We start from the raw sequence: 25,030 nt of genomic DNA on the forward strand, positions 1-25,030 counted from the left end.
CGATTCACCGAAACCCGGAAGGAAGGGCCGACGTGTCCAACAGTGAAAGCGAAAATCCGGTAATCCCGTCCCCCGAGCCGAAGCCGCATCGGCCCAGGACCAACCGGGACTGGTGGCCGAACCAGCTGGACCTGCAGGTTCTCCACCAGCACTCGCCCCTCTCCAATCCGATGGGCCCGGACTACAACTACGCCGAAGAGTTCGCGACCCTCGACGTCGAGGCCCTGAAACAGGACATCTTCGAGTTGATGACGACGTCGCAGGAGTGGTGGCCGGCCGACTACGGCCATTACGGGCCGCTCTTCATCCGGATGAGCTGGCATGCCGCGGGCACGTACCGCATCGCCGACGGCCGGGGCGGCGGCGGCAAGGGCGCCCAGCGCTTCGCCCCCCTCAACAGCTGGCCCGACAACGCGAGCCTCGACAAGGCGCGGCGGCTGCTCTGGCCGATCAAGCAGAAGTACGGCCGGAAGCTCTCGTGGGCGGACCTGCTGATCTTCGCCGGCAACTGCGCCTACGAATCGATGGGGTTCAAGACGTTCGGTTTCGGCTTCGGGCGCGAGGACATCTGGGAGCCCGACGAGGTGTTCTGGGGACCCGAGGACACGTGGCTCGGGGACGAGCGTTACGCCGGCGACAGGGAACTGTCCGGCCCGTTCGGCGCCGTGCAGATGGGCTTGATCTACGTGAATCCGGAAGGGCCCAACGGTAACCCGGATCCGATCGCCGCGGCCCGGGACATCCGGGAGACGTTCGGTCGGATGGCGATGAACGACGTCGAGACCGCGGCGCTCATCGCCGGTGGTCACAGCATCGGCAAGACCCACGGCGCCGCCACGGCCGACCACGTCGGTCCCGAGCCGGAGGCCGCTCCCATCGAGCAGCAGGGTCTCGGCTGGAAGAACTCCTTCGGCACGGGCGTGGGCGGGGACGCGATCACCAGCGGTCTGGAGGGCGCCTGGACGCCCACCCCCCGGCAGTGGGACAACAGCTTCCTGGAAACCCTGTACGGCTACGAGTGGGAGAAGACCAAGAGCCCCGCCGGTGCGTGGCAGTGGATCCCGAAGGACGGGGCCGGCGCCGACGCCGTCCCCGACGCCCACGACCCGTCGAAGCGGCATTCGCCGGTGATGCTGACCACGGACCTCTCGTTGCGACTCGACCCGATCTACGGACCGATCACCCGGCGCTGGCTGGACAACCCGAAGGAGTTCGAGGAGGAATTCGCGAAGGCCTGGTACAAGCTGCTGCATCGCGACATGGGACCCGTCGCGCGTTACCTCGGACCGTGGGTCCCCGAGCCGCAGCTGTGGCAGGACCCGGTTCCCGCGGTCGATCACGAACTGATCGGAGCGGACGACATCGCCGCCCTCGGGAGCAAGATCCTCGAATCGGGCCTGCCCATCCCCCAGCTGGTCGCCGCCGCGTGGGCGTCGGCGGCGAGCTTCCGCGGCACCGACAAGCGCGGCGGGGCCAACGGGGCACGCATCCGCCTCGAGCCGCAGAAGAACTGGGAGATCAACGAGCCGGGCCGGGTGGCCGAGGTGCTGCAGACCCTCGAACGGATCCAGCAGGACTTCAACGGCGCGCAGTCTGCGAAGAAGGTCTCGCTCGCGGACCTGATCGTCCTGGCCGGCTGCGCCGCCGTCCAGCAGGCGGCGAAGAACGCCGGTGTCGAGATCACGGTCCCGTTCACGCCGGGCCGCACCGATGCCTCGCAGGAACAGACCGATGTGGAGTCGTTCGCCGTGCTCGAACCCGCGGCCGACGGGTTCCGCAACTACCTGCGCGCCGGCGAGAAGCTGCCGCCGGAGCGGCTGATGCTGGACCGGGCGAACCTGTTGACGTTGACCGCTCCGGAGATGACGGTTCTCGTCGGCGGGATGCGTGCCCTGAACGCCAACTTCGGGCAATCCGCCCACGGCGTGTTCACCGATCGGCCCGAGGCACTGACCAACGACTTCTTCGTGAACCTGCTCGACATGCGCACGGAGTGGAAGGTGTCCGAGTCGACCGAGAACGTGTACGAGGGTCGTGATCGTGCCACGGGCGAGGTCAGGTGGACGGCCACGGCCGTCGACCTCGTCTTCGGTTCGAACTCGCAGCTGCGCGGTATCGCCGAGGTCTACGGCAGCGCCGACGCGCAGCAGAAGTTCGTGCAGGACTTCGTCTCTGCGTGGAACAAGGTGATGAACCTCGACCGGTTCGACCTCGCCTGAGCAGCGCTCGATGATCGGCCCCCGGGGCCGATCATCCACACCCCTCGTGCGGCATCCCGCCGGCTGACACAGCCCGCGGGGTGCCGTGCGTCGTTCCGGCGCCCGGGGGCCGCCGATCGGGCCGTTCGGGCCCTCTCACCGCCGCGCGCGGCGAATCGTGAGCCAGATGTCACCGGGGACTCACCACGGTTAATGCCCACGAAACACGGTGTCGGGAGCATGAGACCTGGCCGGAGGAACGTGGCCGACCCAGGTGAGGAGCGGTTCGATGCAGGGCGAGATCACGAAGGTCAAGACCGCCTGCTCATACTGCGGCGTGGGCTGCGGCATGGTGCTCGAGGTCGGCCTCGACCCCGCCACCGGCGCCCGCCGGGTGCTCGACGCGTACGGCGACAAGGAGCACCCCACCAACCTCGGGCGCCTGTGCACGAAGGGGGCGACCAGCGCCGAGATGCTGGCCGCCGGCGGGCGGATGGAGAGCGCGTACCGTCGCGCCGAACGCGGCGGTGCGCCGGTGCCCGTGGAGGTCGACGCCGCGATCGCCGAGACCGCCCGCCGGTTGCGGGAGGTGCTCGACGAGCACGGACCCGACGCCCTGTCCTTCTACGTCTCCGGCCAGATGTCCCTCGAAGCCCAGTACCTGATCACCAAGCTCGCGAAGGGGTTCGTCGGCACCAACAACGTCGAGTCCAACTCGCGGTTGTGCATGGCCAGCGCCGGCACCGGCTACAAGCAGTCGCTCGGCGCGGACGGCCCGCCCGGCTCCTACCAGGACTTCGACCACGCGGACCTGTTCTTCGTCAGCGGCGCGAACATGGCCGACTGCCACCCCATCCTCTTCCTCAGGATGATGAACCGGGTCAAGGCCGGTGCGAAGCTCGTCGTCGTCGACCCCCGCCGCACGGCCACCGCCGAGAAGGCGGACCTGTTCCTGCAGATCGCGCCGGGGACCGACCTGGCGCTGCTGAACGGCCTGCTGCACCTGATCGTCGAGAACGGGCACGTCGACCGAGCGTTCGTGGCGGAATTCACCGAGGGCTGGGACGCCATGCCCGGGTTCCTCGCCGACTACACCCCCGCACGCGTCGCGGAGATCACCGGACTGGCCGAGGAGGACATCCGCACGGCCGCCCGGTGGATCGGCGAGGCCGGTGACTGGATGTCGTGCTGGACCATGGGCCTGAACCAGAGCACCCACGGCACCTGGAACACCAACGCGATCTGCAACCTGCATCTGGCCACCGGCGCGATCTGCCGCACCGGCAGCGGCCCGTTCTCGCTCACCGGCCAGCCCAACGCCATGGGCGGCCGCGAGATGGGCTACATGGGGCCCGGCCTGCCGGGGCAGCGCTCCGTCCTCGTCGACGCCGAGCGGGCCTTCGTCGAACAGCAGTGGGGGCTGCCGCCCGGCGCGATCCCCACCACGGTCGGCAAGGGCACCGTCGACATGTTCGAGCAGATGGCCGCGGGCACCATCCGGGCCTGCTGGATCATCTGCACCAATCCGGTTGCCTCCGTGGCCAATCGACGCACCGTCGTCGAAGCTCTCGAGAAGGCCGATTTCGTCGTCGCGCAGGACGTCTTTCTCGAGACCGAAACCACCGCGTATGCAGACGTCCTGTTGCCGGGAGCGCTGTGGGCGGAGTCGGAGGCGGTGATGGTCAACTCCGAGCGCAACCTGACGCTGCTGCAGCAGGCGATCGATCCGGTCGGCCAGGCCCTGCCGGACTGGCAGATCATCGCGCGCGTCGCCTGCGCCATGGGCTACGCCGAGGCGTTCACCTACTCCTGCCCCGAGGAGATCTTCGAGGAGATCACGCGCTTCTGGAACCCCAAGACCGGATACGACCTGCGCGGAATCACGTACGACCGGTTGCGCGAGACCCCCGTGCAATGGCCGTGCCCGCCGGACGCCGCGACCGACAGGAACCCGATCCGCTATGTCAACGACGGGGTGAGCCAGACCCTGCTGAGGTCGGAGGACGGCACCGCCCCCCGGCTGCGGTTCGCCACCGCCACCGGCAGGGCCGCGTTCCACCCCCGACCACACATGCTGCCGGCCGAGATGCCCGACGACGACTTCCCCGTCGTGCTCGGCACCGGCCGCGTCCAGCACCAGTGGCACACTCTTACCAAGACGGGGAAGGTCGCCAAGCTCAACAAGCTGAACCCCGGACCCTTCGTCGAGATCAATCCCGGCGATGCGCAACGACTCTCGATCGCGGACGGTGACCAGGTGGAGGTCGCGTCCCGCCGGGGCCGGGCGGTGCTGCCGGCCGTGGTCACCGACCGGGTACGGCCGGGATGCTGCTTCGCCCCGTTCCACTGGAACGACATGTTCGGGGAGTACCTGTCGGTCAACGCGGTCACCAACGACGCCGTCGATCCGGCGTCGCTGCAGCCGGAGTTCAAGGTGTGCGCGGTGTCGCTGACCAAGGTGGCAACGCCCGCCCGGCCCGAACCGTCGGGTGCACCGGCCGACCGGCTCGCCTCGACGCTCGGACTGGGGGACGTCGCGCCGCCCGTGCTCGATGATCTCGAAAAGCGTTATCTGACTGGATTTCTCACGGGATTCCGGGAGTCCGGACAGGCAGGTGTGCCGGTGCTCCCGGCGTCGGCTCCCCTTCCGGCTGCCACCCGGGCATGGGTGGACGGGCTGCTCGCGGGGCACTTCGCGCACGCCGCACCGGACCGCGACGAGGCCGACGGGGCGCCGCCGGTGGTGGTGGCGTGGGCGTCGCAGACCGGCAACGCCGAGGAGTTCGCCCGGATGTGCGCCGAGCGCCTCCGCGCCGCGGGCCGGCCCGCCGCACTGGTCGGGATGGACGACTACGACGTGTCCGCGCTGACCGGGGTGCGCGACCTGCTCGTCATCACCAGCACCTTCGGCGACGGCGACGCCCCGGACAACGGCACCGCCTTCTGGAACGCCCTCAACAGTGACGACACGCCCCGCCTTCCCGACACCCGCTACGCCGTGCTGGCGTTCGGGGACTCGAGCTACGACGACTTCTGCGGTCACGGCCGCCGCATCGACGAGCGGCTCGCCGAACTCGGGGCCACCCGGCTCACGCAACGGGTGGACTGTGAGCCCGACTACGACGAACCGGCCGGCGAATGGCTCGCCGTCGTCGAACAACTCGTGCGTCCCGACGGTGCCGCACCGGCCGCGCCCACCCCGGGACCCCCGGCGAAGCCCGAACCCGCCTACAGCCGGAAGGTGCCGCTCGTCACCCGGCTGACCCGGAACGTCCCGCTCAGTGGACCGGGGTCGTCGAAGGACGTGCGCCAGTTCGGATTCGAGCTGTACGACCCGGACTTCGTGTACGAGGCGGGAGACGCGCTCGGCGTGATGCCCACCAACGGACCCGAGACGGTCGACGAATGGCTGCAGGTCACCGCGCTCGACCCGGAAACACCCGTGGAATTCGCCGATCTGCCGACCATTCCCCTGCGCGAGGCCGCCACCCGCCACCTCGAGATCGCTCGGGTGACCCCGGAGCTGCTGCGGTTCGTCCACGAGCAGACCCAGAGCGCGGAGCTGGCCAAGCTGCTGCGACCGGGTAACAAGATCGAGCTGCAGCAGTGGTTGTGGGGCAAACAGGCGATGGACGTGATCTCGGCGTATCCGTTCAAGGCGCCGATCGAGGAGTGGCTGCCCGTGCTCAAGCGGCTGCAGCCCCGTATGTACTCGATCTCGTCGAGCCCGCGGACCAACCCCCGCGAGGTGCAGCTGACCGTCTCGGTGGTGCGTTACAGCTACGAGGGCATCGGCCGGGCCGGGGTGTGCTCGAGCTTCCTCGCCGACCACAGTCACGGCGTCGACATCCCCATCTTCGTCCAGCGCAGCACCCACTTCCGGCCGCCCCGGACGCCGGAGACCCCGATGATCATGGTCGGTCCCGGCACCGGCATCGCGCCGTTCCGCGCCTTCCTGCACGATCGCCGCGAGATGGGCCACACCGGCCGGAACTGGCTGTTCTTCGGCGATCAGCGGTCCTCCACCGACTACCTGTACCGGGACGAGATCGAGGCGATGCACGCCGACGGCTTCCTCACCCGGCTCGACCTGGCCTTCTCCCGCGACCAGCGGCAGAAGGTCTACGTGCAGGACCGGATGCGCGAGCACGGGGCGCAGCTGTGGAAGTGGTTGCAGGACGGTGCCCACTTCTACGTGTGCGGCGACGCGAGCCGGATGGCCAAGGACGTCGACGAGACGCTGCGCGAGGTGGTGCAGGTCCACGGCAGGCTCGACGAGGAGGACGCCGAAACGTACGTCAAGCAGCTCGCCGCCGAGAAGCGCTACGTGCGCGACGTGTACTGATCCGCAAATTCGTTTCAATACGCTTGATAGGTCCGCAGAAGCGGAAGTAGTGTCTGTTTTGTGACGCAGATTCGCATCAAGGATGCCGCCCGGCTGCTCGGCGTCAGCGACGACACCGTCCGGCGGTGGATCGACCAGGGCGCCCTCCCGGCCGGCAAGGACGGGGCCGGCCGCAAGATCGTCGAGGGGGCCGACCTTGCCGAGTTCGCCCGCCGTCAGGCGGACGAGGCACCCGATCTGCTCGGCGTGGGCAGCTCCGCCCGCAACCGGTTCGCCGGGATCGTGACCCGCGTGGTGTCCGACACCGTCATGGCGCAGGTGGAGATGCAGTGCGGCCCGCACCGCGTCGTGTCGCTGATGAGCACCGAGGCCGTCCGTGAACTCGGCCTCGAACCGGGCAGCCTCGGGGTGGCCGTCGTCAAGGCCACGACGGTGATCGTCGAAACCCCGGCGGGTGCGTCGTGAGACGGCGGGAGGCAGTCGTCGTCGTGCTCTCGGCGCTGATGCTCGCCGCGTGCGGCTCCGGTGGTGACGGCGACCCTGCGCCCGCCACGGCGGTCACCGGCGAGTTGACCGTGTTCGCGGCCGCGTCGCTGCAGGTACCGTTCCGGGAGATCGAAGTGCGGTTCGAGGCCGAAAATCCCGGCACGGATGTTGTTTTCGACTTCGCCGGCTCGGCCGACCTCGTCGCGCGGTTGTCCCAGGGTGCCCCCGCCGATGTCTTCGCCTCCGCCGACACGGCGAACATGACCAGGGCCGTCGATGCCGGTCTCGTGGCCGGCGAGCCCGTGAACTTCGCGGCCAACACCCTCACCATCGTCACCGAACCCGGAAACCCCGAGGACGTGCAGACTTTCGCGGATCTGAGCCGTCCCGGACTCGACGTCGTCGTGTGTGCGCCGCAGGTACCGTGCGGCGCCGCGGCCGCCCGCGTCGAGGACGTCGCCGGCGTCACCCTCGAGCCGGTCAGCGAGGAATCCTCGGTGACGGACGTGCTCGGCAAGGTCGCCACCGGGCAGGCCGACGCCGGGCTCGTCTACGTCACCGACGCTCTGCGCGCCGGCGACGACGTGACCGCCGTGCCGTTCCCCGAGTCCGCGGCGGCCGTCAACATCTACCCCGTCGCCGTCCTCGCCGAGGGCGCGAACCCCGTGACGGCGGCGGCGTTCGTCGCGTACGTGACCGGCCTCGAGGGACGACGGATCCTCGCCGAGAAGGGATTCGCGGCCCCGTGACGCGCGTCCGACCGGCCGGGCTGCCGACGTGGATCCACGTCCCCGCGATCGTCGGCGGACTGTTCGTCGCCCTGCCGCTGCTGTCGCTGATCCTCGCCGTCGACTGGCGGCGCTTCCCGGAACTGGTGACGTCCGAGGCATCCCTGCAGGCCCTGACGCTGAGCCTGCGCACCGCGGTGGCCGCCACGGTGCTGTGTGTCCTGCTCGGCGTGCCGATGGCGACCGTGCTCGCGCGCAGCACGGTGCGTTTCCTTCCGGTGCTGCGCTCGCTCGTGCTGCTGCCGCTCGTGCTGCCGCCCGTGGTCGGCGGGATCGCACTGTTGTACACCTTCGGGCGCCGCGGACTGATCGGCGAGCACCTCGAGCTGCTCGGAATCCGTATCGCGTTCTCCACCACGGCAGTTGTCCTCGCGCAGACGTTCGTCGCGCTGCCGTTCCTGGTGATGAGCCTCGAGGGCACCCTGCGCACCGCCGGCACCCGGTACGAGGCGGTCGCCGCGACGCTCGGGGCGCCGCCCACCACCGTCTTCCGCAGGGTCACCCTGCCGCTCGTGCTGCCGGGCCTCGCGTCCGGCACCGTGCTGGCCTTCGCGCGGGCCCTCGGCGAGTTCGGGGCCACCCTCACCTTCGCCGGCAGCCTCCAGGGTGTCACCCGCACGTTGCCGCTCGAGATCTATCTCCAGCGCGAGACCGACGCCGACGCGGCGGTGGCGTTGTCGCTGCTGCTCGTCGTGGCCGCCCTCGTGATCGTCGTCGCCGCGCGGGGGCGGCGGATCGCGGGCGGCCTGTGACCGGCCTGCGGCTGCGTGCCCGGGTCGGGTCCCGCGACGTCGACCTGGCTGTCGCCGTGGAGTCCGGCCGCGTGCTCGCGGTCCTGGGGCCCAACGGCGCCGGCAAGTCGACGCTGCTGAACGTGATCGCCGGATTGCTGCAGCCCGACGACGGTCGCATCGAACTCGACGGGTGCGTGCTCACCGACACCGCGGCGGGCGTGGCCGTGCCGCCGCACCGTCGCGGGGTGGCCCTGCTCGCGCAGCAGCCGCTGCTGTTCCCGCACCTGAGCGTCCTCGACAACGTCGCCTTCGCTCCCCGCAGCGCGGGCCGAGGCCGATCGGCCGCCCGCGCCGCGGCGTTGCGGCAGCTCGCCGCCGTCGACGCGACGGAACTCGCCGACCGCCGGCCGCACCAGCTCTCCGGGGGGCAGGCCCAGCGCGTCGCGATTGCCCGCGCGCTGGCGGCCGACCCGCGTTTGTTGCTGCTCGACGAACCGATGGCCGCCCTCGACGTGACGGCCGCCCCGGCCGTGCGGTCGCTGCTGCGCACCGTCCTGCGCGGTCCGGGACGCACGGCGCTGGTGGTCACCCACGATCCCCTCGATGCCCTGGCGCTCGCCGACCGGGCCGTGGTGCTCGACGACGGCCGGATCGTCGAGGAGGGCACGGTGCGCGACGTGCTGTCCCGGCCGCGCAGTGCCTTCGCGGCCCGCATCGCGGGCCTGAACCTGCTCGCCGGCACCGTCACCGCGGACGGACTCGACACCCCCGTCGGCCGGGTCCGCGGTGTGCTCGACGACGACTGTGCCCCAGGGAATTCGGCGGTGGCGGTGTTCACCCCCGCCGCCGTCGCGGTCTATCCCGGGGAACCCCACGGCAGCCCCCGCAACTCATTCGCCGTCGTCGTCGGCGAGCTCGAGGTCCACGGTGCCACCGTCCTCGTCCGGGCCGCCGAGTCCGGAATCACCGCCGAGGTCACCACGTCCGCGGCCGCCGATCTCGCGCTCACACCGGGTGCGACGATGTGGTTCGTCGTCAAGGCCACCGAGGTCCGCATCCATGCCGCCCGCTGACCGAGCGAATGTATCGTTCCGTCGGACTGAGGAGGTGAACGATACATTCGCTCGGCTCACGCTGCGCGCGAGAGTGATTCAGTTCAGGCGGGCGCGCATCAGGTAGACGTTGTAGCTGTCCCACTCGGACACGGTGAAGTACAGGTCCGCGCCGTGGGACCACGGGTGCATGAAGCCGCCGTATGCCTTCGGGTAGTCCGCGGTCCGTACCAGCGTCGCGGCATCGGACCAGGCGCCCTGCGGCGAATCCGACTCGCGGAGAACGATTTCGCCCGCAATCGGTTCCAGGTAGCTCATCTGCCAGCGGCCTCGTCCGACGTCGAACCGCACCGACAGCTCGCTCGCCGCGCCGTCGGCGAGCGGGGTGGCGAGCTGCTCGAAGACGGGCATCCAGCGGTCGTGCACCCAGTACTGGTACGCGGAGGGATTGAGCACGTCGTCGACCGGCACGCGGGCCAGGCCCACCGATCCGACGCGGCCGTTCGGAGTGCCGAACATGTAGACGTGGTCGCCGTGCGGCACCATCGTCGCGACCTGGAACCGGCCGAGCCCGAACACGTTGTCCCAGCGGGCATTCAGGTCCTTCGTCCACGTCTGGCCGTGGTCGTCGGAGTAGGCGATGCCGCCGTGGTTGGTGTACCACATGCCCGGCACGACGCTCCACCGTCGCACCGACATGTAGCTCAGGTACTGGCGGTCGCCGATCGCGAAGCCGGAGGTGGGGATGACGGTCGTCTCGAAGTTCTTCACATGCCGGGCGTCGAGGATCTCCGCGGCGTGGCAGGGGCTGTCCTGCACCATCGCGTCGATGGTGAGGCCGTCCGCCAGGTCGGTGTCGCGGCTGAATGCCAGGACGTTGCTGCGCCAGTCTCCGCCGGCCCCGCCCGGCGGCGTCCATTCGAGCCCGAACGTGTCCCCGAAGGCGAGGGCGACCTCGCCGGGGCGCGTCTCCCACACGATGCCGAGGTCGGTGCCGTGCACGGCCCAGCGCGCATCGGTGCGGTTCTCCGAGCCGGGACCGGTCAGCTGGGAGACCAGCTCGACGTCGCCCACGGCGGGGGCGGGCGGCCGGGCGGTGACGGTACCCGGCTCGAACGGCGGATTCTCCCGTGGCGGGGCCGGTGGGACGGGTGCACCCGGCGCGCCGGGCACGGGAATCGGGATCGTCTCCGGCTGCGGATCCAGCTCGACGCGCGGCAGGTAACTCGAGGACCCGCTCGAGCCGGCGGACCCACTCGAGCCACTCGAGCCACTCGAGCCGCCGGGCAGGGCGTCGGGAGCGTCCGGCGCGAAACCGAGGTCCGGGCACGGGTCGGCGCACGGGTCGGCGGGCAACGGCTCCTGCGGCACGCGGGTGTTGTCCGGCGCCGGGCCGGGGACCGGGACCGGCACGAGCTCGGGGTACGGCAGGGGGATCTTCACGACGGGGGGGATGTCGATCCGTGGCAGTTGCGGCGCGTCGGGGTCCGGGGGCTCGACCGCGGGATCGAAGCCCGGTTCGCCGCACGAGTTGACGGGCGGGGCGGGCGACGCCTGGGCGGGCAGCGCGAACAGCGGCAGGGTCGACGAGACCAGGGCGAGAACAGCCAGCGGCGTGCGGTGCCTGCGTGCCATCGCGTTCTCCTCCGGACACTCGGGGAAATGCCCCGGAGAACCTAACAAATCCGGCGCCCGAAACCGCGGAGACTCACATGCGGAGCCGCCGGATCGTCGTCGCCGCGACCAGACCGGCGACGTACACCGCCACCCCGGCGAGCGCGAGCGCCGGGCTGCGGCCGTCGGGCGCGACGACCAGGGCGCCCGCGACGATCGCCGCGAGGAACGCCATGTTGAACACGGTGTCCTGCAGGGCGAAGACCTGCCCGCGACGGGCGTCGTCGATCTCGATCTGCATCGCGGCGTCCCCGGTGAGCTTGATGGTCTGACCGACGAGACCCAGCAGGAACGCGGCGACGAGCAGTCCCGTCTCGTCGAACCCGGTGACGAGGACGAGCTGGACGACGCCCGCGCAGATCAGTGCCGTGACGACGGTGCGGGGCCGGCCGAGGCGCGGGATGACGAGCGGGGCGGCGACCGCCGCGACGAGCATCCCGGTGGCGGTGGCGCCCACGGCGACGCCGAACCCGACGAGCCCGCCCGGCAGCGTGGCCCCGTCGGCGTCGCGCAGCACCAGCACCATGATGAGTGTGTCGATGCCGAACACGATGCGGTGCGCACCGATACCGATCATCGCGACCGTGACCCCCGGTGCCTCCCACACCGCCGTGGCACCGGTGTGCAGACCGGCGGCGACGGCCCGGATCGGGTGGCGCAGCACGGCACGGTAGGGACCGAGCGCATGACGGGCGAAGCCGCCGGCGGCGAGCGCGGCGACCACGGAGCCCGAGACGCCGAGCGCCACCGCCACCCCGGAGCCGAAGTCGCCTTCCCCGACGAGGCCGATCGTGGTGACCGCGATGCCCGCCCCGAGGGCAGAGATCCCCGATCCTACCGTCGCGAGCACGGAATTGACCGGTACGAGCCATGATTGGCGCACGACGTGCGGGAGGGACGCCGACACCCCGGCGAGCACGAAGCGACTGACGCCGACGGCGGCGAGCGCGAGCAGCAGCAGCGCGGTGGATCCGCCGCCGGTGAGGAGCAGCGCCGACATGGCGAGGATGAGCACGCCGCGCAGGGCATTGGCGGCGAGCAGCACCAGCCGGCGGTCCCAGCGGTCGAGCAGCGCGCCGGCGAACGGCCCGACCACCGAGTAGGGCAGCAGCAACACCGCGAATCCCGCGGCGATCGCGGCGGGATCGGTCTGGCGCTCCGGATTGAACAGGATCGCCCCACCGAGGGCGGCCTGGAACAGTCCGTCCCCGAACTGGCTGGCGAAGCGGACGACCGTCAGCCGCGCCAGTCCCGGCGATCGGCGCAGAGCCGTCGCCGTGGATCGCCACGCCTGCCGTCTCGACTCCCGCACAGTGTCCGACACTATCCGTCCGGTGCGGGGTCGCCCCGCGACGACGGTTCCGCCTCCCCGGCGAGGTTTTCCGGCCTACCCTCGGCGCAACCGGCAACTTCCGGAAGAGGGGACGTCCCGTCATGTGCCGACTGTTCGGGTTGACCGCCGCGCCGCACCGGGTGCACGCCACCTTCTGGCTGCTCGACGCATCGGATTCGCTCGCCCGGCAGAGCCGGCGTGAACCGGACGGCACCGGGCTCGGGACGTTCACCGACGACGGCCGCCCGGTGGTGGAGAAGCAGCCGCTGGCGGCGTACGAGGACCGCGCGTTCGCCACGGAGGCGAAGGAGCGGCGGTCACAGACGTTCCTCGCACACATCCGGTTCGCCTCGACGGGAGGGCTGGACGTGGGCAACACGCACCCGTTCGAGCAGCGCGGGCGGCTGTCCGCCCACAACGGCGTCCTCGGCGATCTGCCGCGGCTCGAGGCCGAGCTCGGCCCGTACCGCGACCTGGTGACGGGCGAGACGGACTCGGAGCGCTTCTTCGCGCTCGTCACCCGTCGCATCGACGAGCACGGCGGCGACGTCGGCGCGGGGCTGACCGCCGCGGTCCGGTGGGCCGCCGAGAATCTGCCCGTCTACGCGTTGAACGTCGTGCTCACGACCGCGACGCAGTTGTGGGCGCTGCGTTATCCGGACACCCACGACCTGTTCGTCCTCGAGCGTCCCGCCGGCGGCCCGCACGGCGGCCGCCATCTCGAGCATGCCAGCGAGGCCGGCACGGTCCGGGTGCGCTCGGGCCACCTGGCACGGCACCCGGCGGTCGTGGTCGCCAGCGAGCGCATGGACGAGGATCCGGGCTGGTCGGACCTGCGCTGCGGGGAGCTGCTGCACGTCGACGGCGAGCTCCGGGTCACCCGCACCGTCGTCGTCGACGAGCCCCCGCGGCACCCGATCACGCTCGCGGACCTCGACGAGCGGGCGGCCGCCTCCCAGACCGGGAAGTGAGTGTCACCGCTCGCGCCACCATCGCACCGTCGCGGCCGCGGCCTCGGGCAGCGGCGTCGGGCGCAGGCCGAGGAGTTCCTCGCTGTACGCGGAGTCCATGACGAACGGATCGGTGAACTGGTAGAGCATCTCGGTCAGTTCGCGGGCGTCGCGGTTGACCAGCGCGGCGCCGCGCAGCATCCAGGTGGGAATCGTGCCGACCTTCGGAGCCGGCACCTGCGCGGCCGCGGCGAACGCGGCGACGAGGTCGCGCTGCGTGCCGGCCGGACCGGTGGGAGCGTGCAGGACCCGGTTCCACACCGCGGGATTCGCCGCGGCCGCGATCATGGCGGCGGCCAGGTCCGGCACGTACGTGAACGAGTGCGGCACGTCGGGTGAGCCGAGCACGCGGGGGCTGCGCCCGGCCAGGATGGCCGGCACCATCCGCTCGCCCGCGTGGGCGGTGCGGGCGTGGGGGCCGAAGAAGTCGGACGCGACCACGCTCACGGTCGGGGTGGCGCTTTCGGCGCGGCGGTCCAGCAGCCGGGCCCGCACGCCCCGCTTGCCGGTGGTGCTCGCGCGCGGCGAGTCCTCGGTCATGACCCGGTCCGGTTCGCTGTAGGAGTACAGGCTCTCGGGGAAGACCACCACCGCGCCCGTGCGCCCGGCCGCCTCGAGGACCGTGCTCTCCGCCGCCGGCAGTTCGCGCTCCCAGATGTCGGCGCGGTAGGCCGAGCCGTGGATGCAGTGGTACACGGCACCGGCACCCTCGAGCGCGGGGCCGAGCCGGGCGGGATCGGAGACGTCGACCCGGCGGCGTTCGACGAGCGGGTGCTCGGGGCCGTTGCCGGACCGGGTGAGGACGCGGACGCGGTGGCCCCGGTCGGCGAGTTGTTCGGCGACGGTCCAGCCGACCGGCCCGGCTCCGGTGACGACCTGCAGATTCGACATGGTGGTCAGCTCCTTCGAAATGTGAGCACTGCTCTCTGTCTGACATCACGATGCGCCCTCGGGTGCGCAAAGTCAAGAGCAGTGCTCACTTTTGTTGACGGTGCTCGCACATCTGGCAGGGTGAGGGACATGACCGGAACCCCCCGCGCCCGCGCCCGGCAGCAGACGATGGCCGACATCCTGCGGATCGGCCGCGAACACCTCGCCACCCACGGAGCCGCCGCGCTGTCCCTGCGCGCCGTCGCCCGCGACCTCGGCGTCGTCTCCTCGGCGGTGTACCGCTACGTCGCCAGCCGCGACGAACTGCTCACCCTCCTCGTCGTCGACGGCTACACCGAACTCGCCGACACGGTCGACGAGGCGCTCGCCGACGTCGCCGCGGACGCCCACGCCGAGCAGTTCCGCGTGCTCGGCCACGCGGTGCGCGCCTGGGCGCTGCGCGACCCCGCGCGCTACGCCCTGCTGTTCGGCAGCCCGGTCCCCGGCTACCACGCCCCCGCCGAGCGGACCACGGGTCCGGGCACCCGCGTCGTCGTCCGGCTCGTCCGCATCCTCGACGACGCCCACGCCGCCGGCACCCTCCGCATCCCCACCACCGTCGCCGTGCCGGACACCCTCACCGCCGACCTGGGCCGGATCCGCGCCGAACTCGGCACCGGCGTTCCCGACGCCGTCCTCGCGCGCGGCGTACTGGTCTGGGCCGCCCTGTTCGGGGCCGTGAACTTCGAGGTCTTCGGCCAGTACGGCACCGACACCTTCACCGACCCCGGGCAGCTGTTCGACCATCACCTCGCGGTGCTCGCCGAGACCGTCGGGCTGTCCTGAACAACTCCCCCGCCTTGCCGCCACGCACCGTCGGCGACGGTGGGATGATGTCGGGGTGGCGCAGCATCAGGACGAACCCGAGGACCGCACGGCACCGGCGACACCGGCCGTCCGGCCCGGAACCCTGCTCGTGTCGGCCACCGACCTCGTCGAGCCGACCTTCCGGCGAACGGTCGTCTACATCATCGAGCACGGCGACGTGGGCAGCCTCGGCGTGGTGCTCAACCGCACCAGCGACACCGCGGTCCAGGCCGTGCTGCCGCAGTGGACGGCGCTCAGCGCCGATCCGAAGGCGCTCTACGTCGGCGGCCCCGTCCGGCGCGACTCGGCCCTGTGCCTGGGCACGCTGCGCGTCGGCGTCTCCGTCGAGGGCGTGCCGGGGGTGCGCCGGATCGACGGGCGGGTGGTCATGATCGACCTCGACTCCGACCCGGCCGTCATCGGCCCGCTCGTGGAAGGCATCCGCATCTTCGCCGGCTACGCCGGGTGGAGCGCCGGTCAGCTCGATGGCGAGCTCCGCAACGACGACTGGATGGTCATCTCCGCCCTCCCCCAGGACATCCTCGGACCGCCGCGAGTCGACCTGTGGGCGCGGGTGCTGCGCCGGCAGCCGCTACCGCTCGCATTGCTGGCCACCCACCCCATCGAGGTCGAACGGAACTGAGCGACCCGGCGGTCAGTGCGCGAAGTGCTGCTCGCTGGAGTGCCGGAGCGGTCCCTCCTTGCGCAACTCGGCGCACACCCGCTCGAGGTCGGCGAACAGCTGCCGCGCGAGGTCGGCGCTGAACCCCTCCCGGACCACGATCCGCAGGACTGCCACATCCTGGGCGTCGGCCGGCATCGTGTAGGCCGGCACCTGCCAGCCGTGCGTCCGCAGCTCGTGCGAGACGTCGAAGACGGTGAAGCCCGGATCCCCGGTGAGCTCGAACGCGATCACCGGGATGGCGGTGCCGTCGGAGATCAGGCGCATCCCCTCGATCCCGGCGATCTGCCCGGCCAGCCGGCTCGCGGTGGAGCGTAGCGTCTTCATCACCCGGCGGTACCCGTCGCGGCCGAGCCGCAGGAAGTTGTAGTACTGGCCGACGATCTGGTTCCCGGGCCGGGAGAAGTTCAGGGTGAAGGTCGGCATGTCCCCGCCGAGGTAGTTGACCCGGAAGACCAGATCCTCGGGCAGGTACTCCTTGTCGCGCCACACCACGAACCCGATACCGGGGTAGGTCAGGCCGTACTTGTGCCCGCTGACGTTGATCGATACCACCCGTGGCACCCGGAAGTCCCACTCCAGTTCCGGATGCAGGAACGGCACGACGAATCCGCCGCTCGCCGCGTCGACGTGCAGCGGCACGTCGGGACCGCCCTCGTCGGCCACGTCGTCGAGCATCCCGGCGATCTCGGCCACCGGTTCGAGCTCACCGGTGTACGTGGTGCCGAGGATCGCGACGACACCGATCGTGTTCTCGTCCAACGCCTCCCGCACCTGCTCGGGGGTGATCACGTAGCGGCCGGGTTCCATCGGCAGGTACCTCGCCTCCACGTCGAAGTAGCGGCAGAACTTCTCCCACACCACCTGAACATTGCTGCCCAGCACCAGATTCGGACGTGAGGTGTCCTCGCCCGCCGCCTGCCGCCGGGCCCGCCAGCGCCACTTGAGCGCCAGGCCCGCGAGCATCACCGCTTCGCTCGAGCCGATCGTGGACACACCCGTCGCGGACGCCGGATCGACGTCGGACAGTCCCGGCGCGTGGAACAGGTCGGCGACCATCGCCACGCAGCGTTCCTCGATCGCCGAGGTCGCCGGGTACTCGTCCTTGTCGATGAGATTCTTGTCGAACGTCTCGGCCATGAGCACATCGGCCTGCGGCTCCATCCACGTGGTGACGAAGGTGGCGAGATTCAGCCGCGAACTGCCGTCGAGCATCAGCTCGTCGTGGATGTACCGGTACGCCTCCCCCGGATCCATCGAGTGCTTCGGCAGCCGCAGCGCCGGAACCGGCTCACTGTCGATGCGCCCGGTGTACGCCGGTTCGAGGACTCCGTCTGGGTGCAACTGCTTCCGATGGCTCACGTCGGCCTCCGTACTCGTCGGCAATCGCTCCCATTAGACCGGATCAGCCGCGTACGCGCGGGCTGTTCGCGTAGCCCGCGTCCTCGGATCGCACCGGTCAGCGACGATCGGCGAGGGTGTTGAGCGCGCCGGCCATGCGCTCGGCCTGCGACGCGGTGACGGTGAACTCCTGCCCTCCGGCGACGGTGACCACCAGCGCGGGACCGGTGATCGTGACGAGGCCGTACCGGCCCCGGCCCTTGGCGCGCAGTCCCCACCCGCCCCAGTCCTGGAAGGGACGCACGTGAGCGACCTTCGCGCCGACGATCTCGTCGAGACCGTAGTCCACCGCGGTCATCCCGAGGTTCTGCACCCGCACGCCCGTGTCGTCGACGACGACGCGGAACCGCAGCAGGCTCAGCACGAGCACGGCGACCGGCAGGAAGATCGCCAGCGGCCACCAACTGCGCGCCGCGCCGCACACGAGGACCGCGGGGGCCAGGACCAGCGCCGCGAGCACGAGGGTGGTGCGCGTTCCGGTGCCGACCTGCTCGACGATCGGCAGCTCGACCGGGCCGCGCGGCAACGCCGGATCGGGGCGGGCGACGGCGGATCGCCGGACCCGGTGGTCCCGCAGCAGCGACGCCCCGAGTATCCCGACGGCGACGCCGAGCGCGACGCCCGCCCCGATGCTCCACATCGGCAGCTGCGCCCGTTCGGCCGGCGCGTCCAGTTGGCCCACGAGCACCGTCGCGCACAGGGTGAACAGCAGGCCGGTCACCCCGAGACCGAGCACCAGCATGTAGCGCCGCATCATCAGCATTGCGGGGGCCAGCGCCGCGATCGCGCTGCAGCCGCCGCCGACCAGCAGGATCACCAGCGCCATCGTCCACGAGAACGACGCCGGGTCCGAGAATCCGTCCGGTGCCGACCCGGACCAGTGCGTGGCGATCCGCGGGGGCAGGCGCGACTCCCACAGTCGTGGCAGCAGCAGCGCCGCCCCGGCGGCGACGAGGGGCAGCCCCAGCCCGAACAGGGCCCCGGCGGGGTCGATCACGCGGCGGGTGGTCACGGGCCCAGCGTAGGGAACGGCGAACCGCCGCCGCCCGCCTCCCGATCTCCCCCGAATGTGGGATTGAGCGCCGCCCTCGCCGGTCGCACGCTCGAAAGCAAGGGTTCGAGCACGACGGGATCGAGGTCGACGACATGACCACCACCAAGTCCACTGCATTGACCGACGACGACATGGACGTGATGACGCTGCTGCACGCCGCGTTCCGCCGCGACGCCACGCGCCTGGCGCACGTGGCCCAGACCTACGGCACCGAGAACGACGAGACGCACGACGCCCTGCTCGTCGGGTGGCGCGGCTTCAGCCGGGAACTGCACCACCATCACCGGATCGAGGACACCCACATCTGGCCGCTGATGCGCCGCAAGCTCGCGGACCGCCCCGACGACCTCGCGGTGCTCGACGACATGGAGGCCGAGCACTCCCTCATCGATCCCACGCTCGCCGCACTGGAGGACGCGTTCGACGACCGGGAGCACGGCCCGCGGCAGGTGCCGCATCGGATCGACGACCTCGTGGCGCTGCTGCAGTCGCACCTCGCGCACGAGGAGCGCGACGCGTTCCCGCTCATCAAGGAGGTGATCACCGCGCAGGAATGGCAGGCGCTGTCCAAGGCCGCCGTCAAGGAACTGGCCTACAGCGACATCGCGCAGCTGGGTCCGTACGTCGTCGAGGGGGCCACCCCCGAGCAGGCCCGCCGCGTGCTGAGCGAGCTGCCCGTGCCGCTGCGGCTCGTGCACCGGTTCTGGTGGAACCCGCGCTACCGGCGCGTGCGGCGCTGGGAATGAGCTTCGCAGGCCGAGTCGCCGAGGGGCGCGCGGTTCAGCTCTTCGGGGCCGAAGCCGGCTCCGGGGAACGTCGTTCGGTGAAGAAGCCGTCGGGGCCGATGCGCTGACCGAGGCGCGGTACGTACTCGGTGTGGGCCAGCTTGGCGACGAGACTCGCGCGGCTGTTGACGCCGGTCTTGGCGAACACGGCCTTGAGGTGATCCTGCACCGTGTACGGGCTGATGCCCAGGACACGGGCCATCTCGTGACGGGTCCTGCCGGCGAGAACCTGCGTGAGTACCTCCGACTCGCGCCGGGTCAGCCCGTGCGCTGCCGCGACCAGGCTCACGATCTCCGGGAGTTGCGCCCGCTCCACGGTCATCAGCACGCGCCGTGGCGGGTGCTCGCCGTCGAACCGCCCGACGCGGATCACGACCCACTCACCGTCGAGGGTGCGGGCCCGCAAGACCGCGGAATCCGTCCCGGATCGCCGCAGCCACAGTGCTGCCGACACCGCGGGCGCGGTGGGCACGGGCCTGCCGGGCGGCCCCCAGCCGAGCCGTTCGAAGTACTCGAGTGCGGGGACGGTGATCGACTCGAACTCGTCGTCGGGGCCGACGATCGCGACGGCAGGTCCCTCGGAGCCGGGGTGGGGGGTGCGGGTGCCGTCGCGGAACAGGGTGGTGCGCAACCCCTCCCCGATGTCGGTGAGCACCGTCCCCAGGGTCTCGAGCTCCTCGTCGGCGAACTCCGGGCCGGGCCGCCTGCTCATCGTGCACGCGCCCCAGCAGGCTCCGTCGCGGCCGCGGAAGAGCATGCGTACCTCGTCCTGCATCCCGTAGGGCGCGAGCAGTTCGGCATACTGCCGGCTGCTCCTGACGCGGTTGCCGGTCACCTCGCGGAGCGTCCGGATGGGGACCTCCCGGTGCAGCAGCGAGTCGAACCGGCCCGGTTGGGGGTCCTCGCCGTACTCGAACTCGAGGGCGGACGCATAGGCCCGCGGAACCTCGTATCCGCGGGTCGTCAGTGTGGTCGGGACGAGAGCCGCGGGATCGATGGTGGCCAGACAGACCCCGTCGTACGGCACCCGGGCGCGGATCGCGTCCAGGACCACCTCCCGGAACTCGGCGGAGTCCGTCGCCGCGGCGGCCGCGTCGCGGATCGTCGACTTCAGCCGGGCACCGGCCAGTGCCGGAGTCACCCTGTCAGTATCTCCCCCGGACGCGGGGTTGAGAACCTCTCGACCGGAGGGAACCGCGCTCAGGCGGTCACCCTGCGCCGTGCGCTGCGCTCAGGCGGTCACCCTGCGCCGTGCGCTGCGCTCAGGCGGTCGGCTCGCAGGCGCCGCGCAGGCTGCACGCCCCGCACGACGTGCCGCACCCGGCGGTCTCGGCCGGTGCGCTGGCCGCCGCGACGCGGGCGCCGATGGAGCCGCCCACACCGGCGGTGAAGAAGGCCGCGATCACGGCACCCACGACGGCGATCAGACCCGGGACCGTATCGAGCGCGAGCGCGCCCACGCCGCCGAGGACGAGCAGGCCTGCCGCACCGAGCTGACTGGGGGCGGCGACCTTGTTGGCCAGGGCAAACGTCGTCTCGTCGCGCAGGGCGTCGGCGGTGCGCACGCCCGCCCACCGGTTACGCGGCAGCCGCCCGGTCAGTCCGGCGACGGCGATCCCGCCGACGGCGAGAGCGAGCACGAACAAGACGATGGCGACGATCAGCACCCCTCGAGGATACGTGGGAGGCACAGCCGCTGGTCGGGCCGGGTCGGGCCAGGCTCTACCCTGGTCGGAGGTAAATGACGTCAGCCAAGTAGATAGCGACCACCGTGACTCGTCCTGCGCAGCCCTCCACACCGTCGTCCGACGCCACCCCGCAACACCGATACACCGCCGATCTCGCCGGCCGGATCGAGCGGCGTTGGCAGGATCTGTGGCGTGAGCGCGGCACGTTCAACGCGCCGAACCCGGTCGGCCCGCTCGCCGGCGACGTTCCCGAGGACAAGCTGTTCGTGCAGGACATGTTCCCCTACCCGTCCGGGTCGGGCCTGCACGTGGGTCACCCCCTCGGCTACATCGCCACCGACGTGTACGCCCGGTACCACCGCATGCTGGGCCACAACGTCCTGCACACGCTGGGCTACGACGCGTTCGGGCTGCCGGCCGAGCAGTACGCGGTGCAGACGGGCACGCACCCGCGCACCACGACCGAGGCGAACATCGAGAACATGCAGCGGCAGCTGCGCCGGCTGGGGCTGGGCCACGACGAGCGCCGCTCGGTCGCGACGACGGACGTCGACTTCTACCACTGGACCCAGTGGATCTTCCTGACGATCTACAACGCCTGGTACGACCCGGAGCAGAACAAGGCGCGCCGCATCGACGAGCTCGCCGCCGAGCTCGACGCCGGCACCCGCGCGCTCGCGGACGGACGCGACTGGGCGTCGCTGTCGAAGGCGGAGCGGCTCGCCGCCCTCGACGAGTACCGGCTGGTGTACCGCTCGGACTCCCTCGTCAACTGGTGCCCGGGTCTGGGCACGGTGCTGGCCAACGAGGAGGTCACCGCCGAGGGCCGCTCCGAGCGCGGCAATTTCCCGGTGTTCCGCAAGCACCTGCAGCAGTGGATGATGCGGATCACCGCCTATTCCGACCGCCTCATCGACGACCTCGAGTACCTGGACTGGCCCGAGAAGGTCAAGACCATGCAGCGCAACTGGATCGGGCGCTCGCACGGGGCGCAGGTGACGTTCGCCGTCCGGGGCGAGCCAGGCGCCGGGGAATCCGCCGCCGGCCGTCCGGATGCCACGATCGAGGTGTTCACCACGCGCCCCGACACGCTGTTCGGCGCGACCTACGTCACGCTGGCGCCCGAGCACGCACTCGTCGACGAGATCGTCGCCTCTGCATGGCCGGAGGGTGTCGACGAGCGCTGGACCGGTGGCGCCGCCACCCCGGCCGAGGCCGTCGCCGCCTACCGGGCGTCGATCGCCGCGAAGTCCGATCTCGAGCGGCAGGAGAGCAAGGAGAAGACCGGCGTCTTCCTCGGCGCCTACGCCGTCAACCCGGTGAACGGGCAGTCGCTGCCCGTGTTCATCGCGGACTACGTGCTCACCGGGTACGGCACGGGCGCGATCATGGCCGTGCCCGGCCACGATCAGCGCGACTGGGAGTTCGCCACCGCGTTCGGCCTGCCGATCGTGGAAGTGATTGCGGGCGGCGACATCTCGGAGGAGGCGTACACCGGCGACGGGGCGCTCGTGAACTCCGGCTACCTCAACGGGCTGAGCGTCGCCGACGCGAAGAAGGCGGTCGTCGCGAAGCTCGAGGAGTCGGGTGCGGGCACCGGCACCATCCAGTACAAGCTGCGGGACTGGCTGTTCGCTCGGCAGCGGTACTGGGGAGAGCCGTTCCCCATTGTCTACGACACCGGCGGCAACCCGCACGCTCTGCCGGAATCTGCTCTGCCGGTGGAACTTCCGGACGTCGAGGACTATGCACCGGTGTCGTTCGATCCCGAGGACGCGAGCTCGGAGCCGTCGCCCCCGCTGGCCAAGGCCGACGAGTGGGTGAACGTCGAACTCGACCTCGGCGACGGGCTGCAGCACTACACCCGCGACACCAACGTCATGCCGCAGTGGGCCGGCAGCTCGTGGTACCAGCTTCGCTACATCGACCCGACGAACCCGGACGAGTTCTGCGCCAAGGAGAACGAGGCGTACTGGACCGGTCCGCGCCCGCAGATCCACGGCCCGCACGACCCCGGCGGGGTCGACCTGTACGTCGGCGGTGTCGAGCACGCCGTGCTGCACCTGCTGTACGCGCGGTTCTGGCACAAGGTGCTGTTCGACCTCGGCTACGTCACCTCGTCCGAGCCGTACCGGCGCCTGTTCAACCAGGGCTACATCCAGGCGTACGCGTACACCGATTCGCGCGGCGTGTACGTGCCCGCCGACGAGGTCGAGGAGCGCGACGGGAAGTTCTTCCACCGGGGTGAGGAAGTCCACCGCGAGTACGGGAAGATGGGCAAGTCCCTGAAGAATTCCGTTGGGCCGGACCAGATCTGTGACGACTACGGCGCCGATACGCTGCGTGTGTACGAGATGTCGATGGGCCCGCTGGACCAGTCCCGGCCGTGGGCGACGAAGGACGTCGTCGGGGCGCAGCGGTTCCTGCAGCGGGTGTGGCGGGCCGCGATCGACGAGGAGACCGGCGCGCTGCGGGTCACCGACGCCGAACCGACCGACGAGACGCTGCGCGCCCTCAACAAGGCGATCGCGGGCGTGTCCGACGACTACGCGGGCCTGCGCGACAACACCGCCATCGCCAAGCTGATCGAGTACACCAACCACCTCACCAAGGCGTACCCGGACGGGGCGCCGCGGACGGCGGTGGAGCCGCTCGTGCTCATGCTGGCCCCGGTGGCCCCGCACCTCGCCGAGGAGCTGTGGTCGCGGCTCGGGCGCACCGAGTCGCTGGCCCACGGTCCGTTCCCGGTGGCGGACGAGAAGTGGCTCGTCGAGGACACGGTCGAGTACCCGATCCAGGTCAACGGCAAGGTGCGCAGCCGTATCACCGTGCCGGCCGACGCGGACCGGGAGGCGATCGAGGCCGCGGCGCTCGCGGACGAGAAGATCGCCGCCCTCCTCGAGGGTGCCGCGCCGCGGAAGGTGATCGTCGTACCGGGCAAGATGGTGAACGTGGTCAAGTAGGCGGCTGCGCCGCCGTGGTGTCCTTTCGGATCACCCCCGATCCGGAAGGACCCCACGCACGAAATCGACGACGTCGTCGAGCACGTCGTCACGGTTGGTCTCGTTGAAGATCTCGTGCCGTGCCCCGGGATACACCTTCGACGTCGACCGTGGTCCGGCAAACGTGGCCCAGCCCTCGCGGCTGCCCGGGAGCGGGACGAGCTGGTCGTCCTCGCCGTGCAGCCACAGGACGGGCACGTCGCCGACGGTGCCTGCCCCGGTGACGGCGTCGAGGCAACGCTGCAGTGCCTCGACGGTGGGCCGCTTGAAGGGGCCGTGCCAGACGAGTGGATCGTCCACGTACGCGCGGCCCACCTCCGGGTTGCGCGACAGCGTCGCGGGGTCGATGGGTGCGTCGGGGATCTCCTCCGCCGCGAGCATCGCCTCGAGGGCGGGCCAGCGGCCCAGCACCGGGCCGGACAGCACCACCGCGGTCAGTTCGGAACCGTAGCGCTGGGCGTAGCGGGCGGCGATCAGCCCGCCCATGGAGTGCCCGACGAGCACCACCGGCAGGCCGGGGTGCTCGCTGCGGGCCTTGACGTCGAGCAGACGGAAGTCGTCCACGACCTTCTCGAAGTCCCCGATCAGGACGCGTTCCCCCTCGCTGAGCCCGTGCCCGGCGTGGTCGACGGCATAGACCACGGCACCGTCGGCGATCAGTCGGGTGGCCACGTATTCGTAGCGGCCGGCGTGCTCGCCGTAGCCGTGGCACAGCAGCACGACGTACCGCGGGTCGTCGTGGACCCAGCACCGGGCGGACAGGGTGCCGGCGTGCCCGGGCAGGGGGAAAGCGGTGGTGTCGCTCATCGAGGCTCCTCACGATGTGGCCGTCTGCCAGAACAGCCAAGCACTGCCGACGGCTCCGGCGCGGTATTCGCGCCGTCGTCGCCCGGGTGTCGCGTCGTCGTGCGGTGCCCGACCCCTGTGACCGGGTCGGCACCGCACGAGGGAACTCGTCGGCGGCCCGATTCGTCGTATTCTGTGACAGGAAGTCGTCGTCTATTGCAGAGAGAGCCATGAGACGCGCCAAGCGCAAACCTCGAAGACCCTCCCCGCCCCCG

At 70.9% G+C, this 25,030-nt stretch carries 19 protein-coding genes; 11 read left to right on the forward strand and 8 right to left on the reverse strand.

Annotated features, from left to right (window positions below; translation table 11 throughout):
- Positions 1 to 32 precede the first annotated feature (32 nt).
- The 6 genes from katG (at position 33) to A4U64_RS24665 (ending at position 9,624) form a co-directional block, all read left to right on the forward strand.
- Positions 33 to 2,219 (forward strand): catalase/peroxidase HPI, encoded by a 2,187-nt coding sequence (gene katG, locus A4U64_RS24640; protein WP_006934414.1) that lies wholly within the window; start codon positions 33 to 35, stop codon positions 2,217 to 2,219.
- A gap of 268 nt (positions 2,220 to 2,487) precedes the next feature.
- Positions 2,488 to 6,543: a bifunctional nitrate reductase/sulfite reductase flavoprotein subunit alpha gene (locus tag A4U64_RS24645; protein WP_065923259.1), complete on the forward strand. Its 4,056-nt coding sequence runs from the start codon at positions 2,488 to 2,490 to the stop codon at positions 6,541 to 6,543.
- Between the two features lie 60 nt (positions 6,544 to 6,603).
- Complete coding sequence (locus A4U64_RS24650; protein WP_006934412.1) at positions 6,604 to 7,008, forward strand: TOBE domain-containing protein; 405 nt, start codon at positions 6,604 to 6,606, stop codon at positions 7,006 to 7,008.
- Positions 7,005 to 7,778: a molybdate ABC transporter substrate-binding protein gene (gene modA, locus A4U64_RS24655; protein WP_412177643.1), complete on the forward strand. Its 774-nt coding sequence runs from the start codon at positions 7,005 to 7,007 to the stop codon at positions 7,776 to 7,778. The genes A4U64_RS24650 and modA overlap by 4 nt, the downstream gene beginning before the upstream one ends.
- On the forward strand, positions 7,775 to 8,569 hold the full coding sequence (locus A4U64_RS24660; RefSeq protein WP_006934410.1) for an ABC transporter permease: 795 nt from the start codon (positions 7,775 to 7,777) through the stop codon (positions 8,567 to 8,569). The genes modA and A4U64_RS24660 overlap by 4 nt, the downstream gene beginning before the upstream one ends.
- A complete protein-coding gene (locus tag A4U64_RS24665) occupies positions 8,566 to 9,624 on the forward strand; it encodes a sulfate/molybdate ABC transporter ATP-binding protein (RefSeq protein WP_050036218.1) in 1,059 nt (352 codons plus the stop codon). Before A4U64_RS24660 ends, A4U64_RS24665 begins: the two co-directional genes overlap by 4 nt.
- A gap of 78 nt (positions 9,625 to 9,702) precedes the next feature.
- On the opposite strand, the gene A4U64_RS24670 is transcribed toward A4U64_RS24665, so the two are convergent.
- Positions 9,703 to 11,238: a DUF4185 domain-containing protein gene (locus A4U64_RS24670; protein ID WP_050036217.1), complete on the reverse strand. Its 1,536-nt coding sequence runs from the start codon at positions 11,236 to 11,238 to the stop codon at positions 9,703 to 9,705.
- Positions 11,239 to 11,311: 73 nt separating this feature from the next.
- Complete coding sequence (locus tag A4U64_RS24675; protein WP_050036216.1) at positions 11,312 to 12,589, reverse strand: MFS transporter; 1,278 nt, start codon at positions 12,587 to 12,589, stop codon at positions 11,312 to 11,314.
- Between the two features lie 122 nt (positions 12,590 to 12,711).
- Between A4U64_RS24675 and A4U64_RS24680 the strand changes: the two genes are divergently transcribed.
- A complete protein-coding gene (locus tag A4U64_RS24680) occupies positions 12,712 to 13,581 on the forward strand; it encodes a class II glutamine amidotransferase (protein ID WP_050036215.1) in 870 nt (289 codons plus the stop codon).
- A gap of 3 nt (positions 13,582 to 13,584) precedes the next feature.
- Here the strand turns inward: A4U64_RS24680 and A4U64_RS24685 are convergent, their stop codons facing one another.
- Positions 13,585 to 14,511, reverse strand: coding sequence for an NAD-dependent epimerase/dehydratase family protein (locus A4U64_RS24685; protein ID WP_050036214.1), 927 nt, complete (start codon positions 14,509 to 14,511; stop codon positions 13,585 to 13,587).
- 129 nt (positions 14,512 to 14,640) lie between these two features.
- On the opposite strand from A4U64_RS24685, the gene A4U64_RS24690 reads away from it, so the two are divergent.
- Together A4U64_RS24690 and A4U64_RS24695 are read left to right on the forward strand one after the other, a co-directional pair.
- Positions 14,641 to 15,336 carry a TetR/AcrR family transcriptional regulator gene (locus tag A4U64_RS24690; RefSeq protein ID WP_044475802.1) on the forward strand — a complete coding sequence of 232 codons (696 nt, stop codon included), beginning with the start codon at positions 14,641 to 14,643 and terminating at the stop codon, positions 15,334 to 15,336.
- Between the two features lie 55 nt (positions 15,337 to 15,391).
- Complete coding sequence (locus tag A4U64_RS24695) at positions 15,392 to 16,000, forward strand: YqgE/AlgH family protein (protein WP_006934398.1); 609 nt, start codon at positions 15,392 to 15,394, stop codon at positions 15,998 to 16,000.
- 12 nt (positions 16,001 to 16,012) lie between these two features.
- On the opposite strand, the gene A4U64_RS24700 is transcribed toward A4U64_RS24695, so the two are convergent.
- Complete coding sequence (locus A4U64_RS24700; RefSeq protein WP_050036213.1) at positions 16,013 to 17,401, reverse strand: glutamate decarboxylase; 1,389 nt, start codon at positions 17,399 to 17,401, stop codon at positions 16,013 to 16,015.
- A 97-nt stretch (positions 17,402 to 17,498) separates the two neighbouring features.
- The gene (locus tag A4U64_RS24705; RefSeq protein WP_006934395.1) at positions 17,499 to 18,452 is read right to left on the reverse strand and encodes a hypothetical protein; all 954 of its coding nucleotides are present in this window, start codon (positions 18,450 to 18,452) and stop codon (positions 17,499 to 17,501) included.
- A gap of 134 nt (positions 18,453 to 18,586) precedes the next feature.
- Here A4U64_RS24705 and A4U64_RS24710 point away from each other — a divergent pair, with 134 nt between their 5' ends.
- A complete protein-coding gene (locus A4U64_RS24710) occupies positions 18,587 to 19,240 on the forward strand; it encodes a hemerythrin domain-containing protein (RefSeq protein WP_029546775.1) in 654 nt (217 codons plus the stop codon).
- Positions 19,241 to 19,274: 34 nt separating this feature from the next.
- Here A4U64_RS24710 and A4U64_RS24715 read toward each other — a convergent pair whose 3' ends face one another.
- Both A4U64_RS24715 and A4U64_RS24720 read right to left on the reverse strand, forming a co-directional pair.
- A complete protein-coding gene (locus A4U64_RS24715; protein WP_050036212.1) occupies positions 19,275 to 20,420 on the reverse strand; it encodes a response regulator transcription factor in 1,146 nt (381 codons plus the stop codon).
- Positions 20,421 to 20,541: 121 nt separating this feature from the next.
- A complete protein-coding gene (locus tag A4U64_RS24720) occupies positions 20,542 to 20,946 on the reverse strand; it encodes an SdpI family protein (RefSeq protein ID WP_006934385.1) in 405 nt (134 codons plus the stop codon).
- A 104-nt stretch (positions 20,947 to 21,050) separates the two neighbouring features.
- Here A4U64_RS24720 and leuS point away from each other — a divergent pair, with 104 nt between their 5' ends.
- The gene (leuS, locus tag A4U64_RS24725; protein WP_050036211.1) at positions 21,051 to 23,930 is read left to right on the forward strand and encodes a leucine--tRNA ligase; all 2,880 of its coding nucleotides are present in this window, start codon (positions 21,051 to 21,053) and stop codon (positions 23,928 to 23,930) included.
- Positions 23,931 to 23,960: 30 nt separating this feature from the next.
- Here leuS and A4U64_RS24730 read toward each other — a convergent pair whose 3' ends face one another.
- Complete coding sequence (locus tag A4U64_RS24730; protein ID WP_006934383.1) at positions 23,961 to 24,776, reverse strand: alpha/beta hydrolase; 816 nt, start codon at positions 24,774 to 24,776, stop codon at positions 23,961 to 23,963.
- Positions 24,777 to 25,030: the final 254 nt, after the last annotated feature.

The sequence above is a fragment of the Rhodococcus sp. WB1 genome, from assembly GCF_001700945.1.
GTDB classification, from domain to species: Bacteria; Actinomycetota; Actinomycetes; order Mycobacteriales; family Mycobacteriaceae; genus Rhodococcus; species Rhodococcus aetherivorans.

Excerpts from the sequence above, each read along its gene's own strand:
- A4U64_RS24690 (WP_044475802.1), top strand. The coding sequence starts at position 14,641 with ATGACCGGAACCCCCCGCGCCCGCGCCCGGCAGCAGACGATGGCCGAC.
- A4U64_RS24670 (WP_050036217.1), bottom strand. The coding sequence starts at position 11,238 with ATGGCACGCAGGCACCGCACGCCGCTGGCTGTTCTCGCCCTGGTCTCG.
- A4U64_RS24730 (WP_006934383.1), bottom strand. The coding sequence starts at position 24,776 with ATGAGCGACACCACCGCTTTCCCCCTGCCCGGGCACGCCGGCACCCTG.
- A4U64_RS24680 (WP_050036215.1), top strand. The coding sequence starts at position 12,712 with ATGTGCCGACTGTTCGGGTTGACCGCCGCGCCGCACCGGGTGCACGCC.
- A4U64_RS24710 (WP_029546775.1), top strand. The coding sequence starts at position 18,587 with ATGACCACCACCAAGTCCACTGCATTGACCGACGACGACATGGACGTG.
- A4U64_RS24645 (WP_065923259.1), top strand. The coding sequence starts at position 2,488 with ATGCAGGGCGAGATCACGAAGGTCAAGACCGCCTGCTCATACTGCGGC.
- A4U64_RS24685 (WP_050036214.1), bottom strand. The coding sequence starts at position 14,511 with ATGTCGAATCTGCAGGTCGTCACCGGAGCCGGGCCGGTCGGCTGGACC.